Source organism: Bacillus sp. LL01, assembly GCF_001037965.1.
Window position 1 is genome coordinate 1 of sequence record NZ_LFEL01000063.1, and the last position, 8,189, is coordinate 8,189.

The following is an 8,189-nucleotide window of genomic DNA, read 5'->3' on the forward strand; positions in this document are numbered from 1 at the left end:
CCACTTTGTATCATTGGGACCGCAAGAATTGTACGATACTTTGGGTGATTAAATAGTTGATGATTTGGGGAATCACCAATAAATTGAGGTTCTCTATTATGTTTCATCTCTATAAATAGTTGGTCTAAGCCGGTTAATAGGGAAGTTGATTCAAATGCAGGTGTACTTCCTTTCATAACCTTGATGTCACCACCGGATTCAAATAAGACAAAACCGACTTGTTCAGCTCCAAATGAGACCACAATTTGCTTGGTCATAAAGCTAATTGTATCTTTTAATCTTAAATGAGTATTTAATTGATGGGTTGTTTGATTAATAAGCTGTAAATCATGATTTAGATTCCGCGATTGCTGATAAAGTTCAGCATTCTCTAAAGCATTTCCACCTGTGTCAGCTAACATATTTATAAATTCAATTTCGTACTTCAAAAGTGGCTTAGCCATCTGGACTTCTAATTCAACAACTCCATAGACTGCTTGCTTTCCACGTAACGGAGCATATATATTTATGTTTCTCCCCGCTCGCTCAACTTGCAATTCACCTTTTAAATAAGCATGTTCCGCAAAGCGATTACTATTTTCAATCCCGTACATAAGTGGCTTAATGGATAAGTCCTGATCGACTTTCCATTCATGTGTTAAATATAAATGAACCGTTCCATTTGGGAAAATTTGATTGAGAGCAGTGACAATTTGTTTCAGAACTTCCCTAATATCCATTGACCCGTGACATTTCTTTGTTACTTGCAATAGAAGATCTCGTTTTATTCCTATACTATTTGCTCTATCGCGATCATATCCTTGAGCAAATAATGATTCGAAATAGTCTAGTGATAGGTTCTTATTCATAAAAGATTTTGCAGCCCCTGCATTCAAAAACGTATGAATGATCAATCCAAAACATTTGTCATTTTGATAAAGAGGTATACATAGGTTCCATTTTGGCTTAGTAGAAATGATGTTACCTTCTATGCAAAAATACCTTTGTTCGTCATCTACTTTCTGTATATGTTGCTCGATTAACTCTTGTGGCACTTGACCTGGAACCTCATCATCATTCGTTTGAATAAGATGAAAATAATCATGAAGTTTCTCATACAATGCTACCGTCTCTATCTGTTCCGATCTTCCTACCTTTTGTGCTAGTACTTGATATGAAGAAGCGAGTTCCAAAAATTCTATTTTGTAATTTGCCCCGACTAACCATTCTTCAATTTCCATTTTCATCCCAAGCGCATTTTTACCCTGAGTTTTACTCATTTACTTATACACCACCACATATATGAATACTTCACTTCGCTTAGCTTTATTAATAGTACGAATAGCAATGATCCAGCCTTATTTGTGTTCTAGAGCACAAGTTGAATAGGATAAAATGATCAGTTTAGACATATTTTCATATCTCACATAGGTATTTGTTACTGTTATTATAAATCAACTAATATAACATTACTATTATTTACCACTATTTTTTCACGGAAACTTTCCGACAATTTACTCACGATCTCTTTATTACTTTCTATAAGACTAAGCTTGACTTGCTCAGGCATAAAAGTTATACTGATCTTTGTGTGAAATACGACAGCCTAGGTAAGCTTAGTATGTAAGATCATTTTGTTCCTCGGTATGCGGCTGCAAACTTGAGGTGTATCGCGTAACTTCTAGCTGTCGAAGCGAAGATACATGAAGGCAAAATGACCATATTAAGGGATTACCCATCGGTTGTTATTTTGCAACATCAAAATAACAAGGAGGAGTCTTATTATGGCTCGTTACACAGGTCCATCTTGGAAATTATCTCGTCGTTTAGGAATCTCTCTAAGCGGTACTGGTAAAGAATTATCAAAGCGTCCGTATGCTCCAGGGCAACACGGTCCAAACCAACGTAAAAAATTATCGGAATACGGTCTTCAACTTCAAGAGAAGCAAAAGCTTCGTCACATGTTTGGTGTGAATGAGCGTCAATTCCGTCGTATTTTTGATGATGCTGGCAAAATGCCTGGTATCCACGGTGAAAACTTCATGATTCTTTTAGAATCACGTCTTGATAACCTAGTTTACCGTATGGGTCTTGCTCGTACTCGTCGTGCTGCTCGTCAATTAGTTAACCATGGTCACATCGTTGTTGATGGAGGTCGTGTAGACATTCCTTCATACCGCGTGAAGCCTGGTCAAACAATTGCTGTTCGTGAAAAATCACGTGATCTAAGTGCGATCAAAGAAGCTCTTGAAGCTACTGACTTCGTACCAGCATACGTTACTTTCGATGCTGAAAAGCTTGAAGGCACATTCAGCCGCCAACCTGAGCGTTCTGAACTTCCAGCTGAAATCACTGAAGCTCTTATCGTTGAGTTCTACTCTCGTTAATAGTAGTGATAAAAAGAATCTGGCTTATGCCAGGTTCTTTTTTTTGCATAAAAAAGAAGAGCAAATCAATGCTCTTCTTTTTACCATTAGTTCATAATGATTTTAGCAAATTTACGTTTTCCTACTTGAACAATGAGTCCGTTCTCCATCTTAACTTGAGCTTGAACATCTTCTACTTTTTCTTCATTAAGCTTAACCCCGCCATTTTGAACCATGCGACGCGCCTCACCTTTTGAAGACATCATCTTCAACTCAACAAGAAGGTCAACCACCCATACTTCACTCTCACCTGTCCACTCAACTTCAGGAAGATCTGTTGGCAATGAACGTTTTTGGAAAACGGTTTGGAAATAGGTCTTAGCTTCCTCCGCTGCTTCTTTTCCATGATACATTTCAACAAATTTAGCTCCAAGGTCCATTTTGGCGTCTCTTGGATGGATTGTCCCTTCCTTAATTCCTGCTTCTAAGGCGTCGATCTCGTCCATAGGCAAGTCCGTTGCAAGCTTGTAATATTTAATCATTAATTCATCCGGTATCGACATTGATTTTCCGAATATTTCATTCGGTGACTCATCAATCCCAATATAGTTATTTAGTGACTTAGACATTTTTCTTTCCCCATCTAAACCCTCTATTAAAGGCAGGGTGATCGCAACTTGCTTTTCTTTTCCGTATGCTTCTTGCAACGTACGGCCCATTAATAGATTGAACTTCTGATCGGTCCCACCTACCTCTATATCTGACTCTAGAGCTACAGAATCATACCCTTGCATTAATGGGTAGAAAAACTCATGAATTGAAATGGGTTGACCTGATTTATAACGCTTTTCAAAATCGTCTCGCTCAAGCATTCTAGCTACCGTCATATTTGCAGATAGTCCAATTACATCTTCAAAGGATAAAGCTTTTAACCATTCTGAGTTATAGTAAATTTTAGCTTTATCCATATCAAGAATCTTGCCGTATTGTTCTACATACGTCTGGGCATTTCTTTTTACATCTTCATCTGATAACTGCTTTCTAGTTTCAGATTTACCAGTTGGGTCTCCAATACGTCCGGTGAAATCTCCAATTAACATTTGGATTTCATGACCAAGCTCTTGAAATTGACGAAGTTTGTGAAGAGGAACTGTGTGACCCAAATGAACATCTGGGGCCGATGGGTCCATTCCTAATTTAATTTTTAGTGGCTTACCTGAGAGAATCGACTTCTCAATTTTCTTTTTCAATTCATGTTCAGGTGTGATTTCTACCACACCTCGCTTTAAAATTTCGAGTTGACGTTCGACCTCTTGCGATTGTTCTGCTGTTAATTTCACTTCTTCACTCATCTTATTTCCTCCTTTTATAAAAGCCAATCTTTACCTATAGTCACCTGTTTATTGAATTTTGGGCAATAAAAAAAACTCCTCCCAAAAAAGGGACGAGGTTCTCGCGGTACCACCCTTGTTGAAGCTATATCATTATAGACTTCCACTCAACATGATAACGGAATGACCGTTCTTGTTAGACAAGAAATGCTCCAGGCTGTAATTCGCATACTATCCCTTTACTGATTTTCACCTACCATCAGCTCTCTAAAAAAGTAAATAGCACCTACTTCGACCCTTCAAAGCTAACTTAAATATACTGTTCTCTTTTTACCACATTTTCATTTTTGTTGTCAATGACTAAGCTGGGGATTATATGTAAAAACATATCATCAATTGTCAACCTATGCTATAATATGGCTGTTATTCTTGCTTTAGATTGGACTATTTTACACACTTTTTCTAAAAATCAAAAGCCAAACTAGGCATTTATTTAGTAATTTTAGGAGGTTTGCTATGAAGAGTTTTTATTCTCAACTGGTTGATAAATTGAGATTATTCTCAGAAAAGCTACATGAAAAACAAATCTTTCGTAAGATAGGCATTACATATCAAGTATTTTGGAACTTATTCCTTATCGTTATGATTGTTGGCTTAATGTCTATCTTCTTTATTGGAGGGACCGCGGCTGGTTATTTTGCATCTCTAGTTAAAGATGAGCCATTACGATCTCAAGATTCAATGGTAGCTGATATTTATAACTACGAAGAATCCAGTCAAATCTTTTTTGCAGATGATACGTATATAGGAGAACTTCCAACAGAACTTGAGCGCCATCAAGTTTCGTTAGATGAAATGTCTGACCACGTAAAGAATGCTGTTATTGCAACAGAAGATGAACATTTCTATGAACACGAAGGGATCGTTCCTAAAGCCATTATGCGTGCAACGTTCCAAGAGGTGGCAAACTCCTCTGTCCAAACGGGAGGTAGTACCTTAACGCAACAATTAATTAAACAACAAATTTTAACAAGTGAAGTGTCATTTGACCGGAAGGCAACGGAGATTCTTCTTGCTATGCGTCTTGAACATTTCCTTGAAAAAGAAGAGATCCTTGAAGCTTATCTTAATGTGGTCCCATTTGGACGAAATGCTTCAGGTAGACAGATTGCCGGAGTACAAGCTGCAGCTCAAGGGATTTTTGGAGTCGATGCGAAAGACTTATCCATTCCACAAGCTGCTTTTATAGCTGGTTTACCCCAAAGTCCATTCGGTTACACTCCTTTTACAGGAAGTGGTGAAGTAAAAGATAGTCTAGAACCCGGCCTTAGACGTATGGATACCGTATTACGGAGAATGTATGAAGGCGGTTTTATTAATGAGCAGGAATATCAGGAAGCACTAACGTACGATATTCGTGAAAATCTCACAAATAGAACACCATCACCTATAGACGATTACCCTTATTTAACTTTTGAAGTGATGGATAGAGCAGAGAAGATTCTTTTAGAGCAATTGCTAGATAAAAATAAGAATAAGCTAAGTGAGCTTGAAGGCGAAGAGCGAGCTGCTCTTATCAGTGAACTTGAGGCAGAGGCAAGAGCAGATCTAAGAAGAAGCGGTTATCGTATTCATACGACTATCGATAAAGATATCTATATTGCGATGCAAGAATCTGTTAATGACCCTTCCTTATTTGGTCCAATCAAAGGAGAGGATCAAGAAGAAGTTGGAGCTGTCTTAATTGAAAACCACACTGGTGCGATTAAAGGCTTTGTAGGCGGGCGTGATGAAGGTACAATGGATAATCAGTACAATTATGCTACTCAAGCTACAAGACCTAACGGCTCAACAATGAAACCCCTATTAGCATATGGGCCTGCTTTAGAGACTGGCGTCATCCAGCCTGGTATTGTTGTTCCTGATACTCCCGCTACGTATAGTGGTGGTACAGCCTATTCAAACTTTGATAACGGTTATGCCGGATTAATTTCAGTACGTGAGTCGTTAGCTCGCTCAAGAAATGTGCCGGCTGTGCGTTCCTTTCAACGCGTACCACATGAACGGCTTCGTGAAACAATGATTAACTTAGGATTTACACCTAGTGATGAAGCCCAACCTTACGAATCAGCTGCTCTCGGTGGTGCTTTTGACGTAACCGTTGAACAAAATACAAGTGCCTTTTCTACCTTTGGAAATAATGGTGATCGAGTAGAGCCATTTATGATTGAACGGATTGAAACAGCTTCTGGTGATTTAGTGTATGAACATGAGAGAAAAGAGATTAATGTCTTTACACCTCAAACCAATTATTTAAGTATTGACATGATGAGAGATGTACTACGCCCAGGCGGTACAGCAAGTTCCGTGCCAGGACGTCTGAAATTTTCTGCTGATTGGGCTGGCAAAACAGGAACAACAGGTAAGTATCAAGACTCTTGGTTTGTAGCAACGAATCCAAATGTGACATTAGGTGTGTGGATTGGTTATCGCCAAAATCAACAAATTGAGAGAGAGGTAAACGGTTTACGTTATGGTCCACGAACTCAACGGATTTGGTCCAACATTGCTAATGCAGCTTACGATCAAAAGCCTGAGCTATTAGCGCCAAGTGAACAGTTTGCTATGCCTGAAGGAATTGTACGCAGATCCGTTTGTAGTATAACAGGACAAGCACCTACCTCTCTTTGTGAGCAAGCTGGCCTTGTGAGATCTGATTTATTTAACGCTAATTTCTTACCATCATCAGATGACTCTAATCTGGATAGTGCACGTTATGTAAGTATTAACGATCAAAACTACCTGGCACTTGATTCTACGCCACAAGAATTTACAGATGTCGGAGTTACTGTGCCTGATACAATATTTGGTGTTAGTAATATCGGTGAGTACTTGCCAGATTCAATGCAGGGAATAGTGCCTGACCGTGATGCCCCTAATAATGGACGAGCGCCAGGTGCTGTGAGTGGCGTTTCATTAAACAGCAATACTCTCACATGGAGTAAGCATTCGGATAATGATATTGTAGGTTATCGTATTTACCGAGCTTCCAATGGAAGTACTAACTTTGAACAAGTAGGCATTGTAAAAGGAAATACTTCTACAAACTATTCAGTAAGCGGTGGTTCGTATGCTTATTACGTAACAGCTGTCGACACAGCAGGAAGAGAGTCCTCCTCTTCTTCCCAAGCTAAAGGTGCTGATTACTCAGAAGAAATAGAGGAGTCAGAGCCAGAAGAATCTTCTGAGCCAGCTGAAGAAGATTCTTCTTCATCAGAAGAAGAAGAAAACAATGATGAAGAAGACGAAGATGATAATGACAATGAAGAAAGTGATGAAGAGGAAGAGTCGCCAGATACAGAAGAAACTGACGATCTAGAAGACTCTTCAGATGATGAATAATAAAAAAAGCGAAATCCTTTAATCGGGTTTCGCTTTTTCTATATATAAACACCGTTTGCAAGATGCAAACGGTGCTACTCTATTAATCTTCCATTGTTGATAAGTCACCAGTCGGTAAGTCAAGCTCCCATGCCTTTAAGACACGACGCATAATCTTACCACTACGCGTTTTAGGTAAACTAGAACGAAATTCAATTTCTCTTGGTGCAGCATGAGCAGCTAACCCTTTTTTAACAAAGTTGCGAATATCTTCTTGAAGCTCATCAGTCACTTCATATCCCTCACGAAGCGCAACGAAAGCTTTAATGATTTCTCCGCGAACTGGGTCGGGTTTACCAATAACCCCTGCTTCAGCAACAGCTGGGTGCTCAACAAGCTTACTTTCGACTTCGAAAGGTCCTACTCGCTCTCCAGATGTCATGATTACATCGTCAATTCGACCTTGGAACCAGAAATATCCATCCTCATCCATATAAGCCGAGTCACCAGAAACATACCAGCCATCAATTTCAAAATAGCTCTTATACTTTTGTTCATTGTTCCAAACAGCACGCATCATTGAAGGCCAACCTTTACGAATCGCTAAGTTACCCATACGATTTGGAGGTAGCTCATTTCCTTGATCGTCAATAATAGCAGCTTTCACACCTGGAATCGGTTTACCCATTGATCCAGGACGAATTTCCATAGATGGGTAGTTACAAATAAGCTGCGCACCCGTCTCAGTCATCCACCATGTATCATGAATTCGTAAATTGAAGACCTTCATTCCCCAACGTACAACTTCTGGATTCAGAGGCTCACCGACACTTAAAATATGACGAAGTGAAGAGAGGTCGTATTTATTTACAAGCTCATCTCCCGCACTCATAAGCATACGAAACGCTGTAGGGGCACTATACCATACTGAAACGTTATAACGTTGTAATGTGTCGTACCAGTCGGTCGGACTAAATCGTCCGCCACGAACAACATTTGTTACACCTGCAAGCCAAGGTCCGAAGATTCCATATGACGTACCTGTTACCCAACCAGGGTCTGCTGTACACCAGTATACATCGTCACCTTTAAGGTCAAGAACCCATTTAGCCGTTTGATAATGTTGAAGCAT

At 39.4% G+C, this 8,189-nt stretch carries 4 protein-coding genes, 1 pseudogene and 1 other annotated feature; of the genes and pseudogenes, 2 read left to right on the forward strand and 3 right to left on the reverse strand.

Going from position 1 to position 8,189, the window contains the following annotated elements:
- Positions 1-1,259 (reverse strand): annotated as a pseudogene (locus AB685_RS29900) (hypothetical protein); the annotation flags it as partial.
- A gap of 504 nt (positions 1,260-1,763) precedes the next feature.
- Between AB685_RS29900 and rpsD the strand changes: the two are divergent.
- On the forward strand, positions 1,764-2,366 hold the full coding sequence (gene rpsD, locus AB685_RS24005) for a 30S ribosomal protein S4 (protein ID WP_047973103.1): 603 nt from the start codon (positions 1,764-1,766) through the stop codon (positions 2,364-2,366).
- Between the two features lie 86 nt (positions 2,367-2,452).
- Here the strand turns inward: rpsD and tyrS are convergent, their stop codons facing one another.
- Positions 2,453-3,697, reverse strand: coding sequence for a tyrosine--tRNA ligase (tyrS, locus tag AB685_RS24010; protein ID WP_047973104.1), 1,245 nt, complete (start codon positions 3,695-3,697; stop codon positions 2,453-2,455).
- An 85-nt stretch (positions 3,698-3,782) separates the two neighbouring features.
- Positions 3,783-3,988, reverse strand: a binding site (T-box leader).
- Positions 3,989-4,192: 204 nt separating this feature from the next.
- On the opposite strand from tyrS, the gene AB685_RS24015 reads away from it, so the two are divergent.
- Positions 4,193-7,078, forward strand: a complete 2,886-nt coding sequence (locus tag AB685_RS24015) for a transglycosylase domain-containing protein (protein ID WP_047973105.1) — start codon at positions 4,193-4,195, stop codon at positions 7,076-7,078.
- Between the two features lie 82 nt (positions 7,079-7,160).
- Here the strand turns inward: AB685_RS24015 and AB685_RS24020 are convergent.
- On the reverse strand, positions 7,161-8,189 hold a 1,029-nt coding region (locus AB685_RS24020; protein WP_047973106.1), incomplete at its 5' end, for an AMP-binding protein.

Bases quoted from the DNA above. Each gene is read 5' to 3' on its own strand.
- rpsD (WP_047973103.1), top strand. From the start codon at position 1,764: ATGGCTCGTTACACAGGTCCATCTTGGAAATTATCTCGTCGTTTAGGA.
- tyrS (WP_047973104.1), bottom strand. From the start codon at position 3,697: ATGAGTGAAGAAGTGAAATTAACAGCAGAACAATCGCAAGAGGTCGAA.
- AB685_RS24015 (WP_047973105.1), top strand. From the start codon at position 4,193: ATGAAGAGTTTTTATTCTCAACTGGTTGATAAATTGAGATTATTCTCA.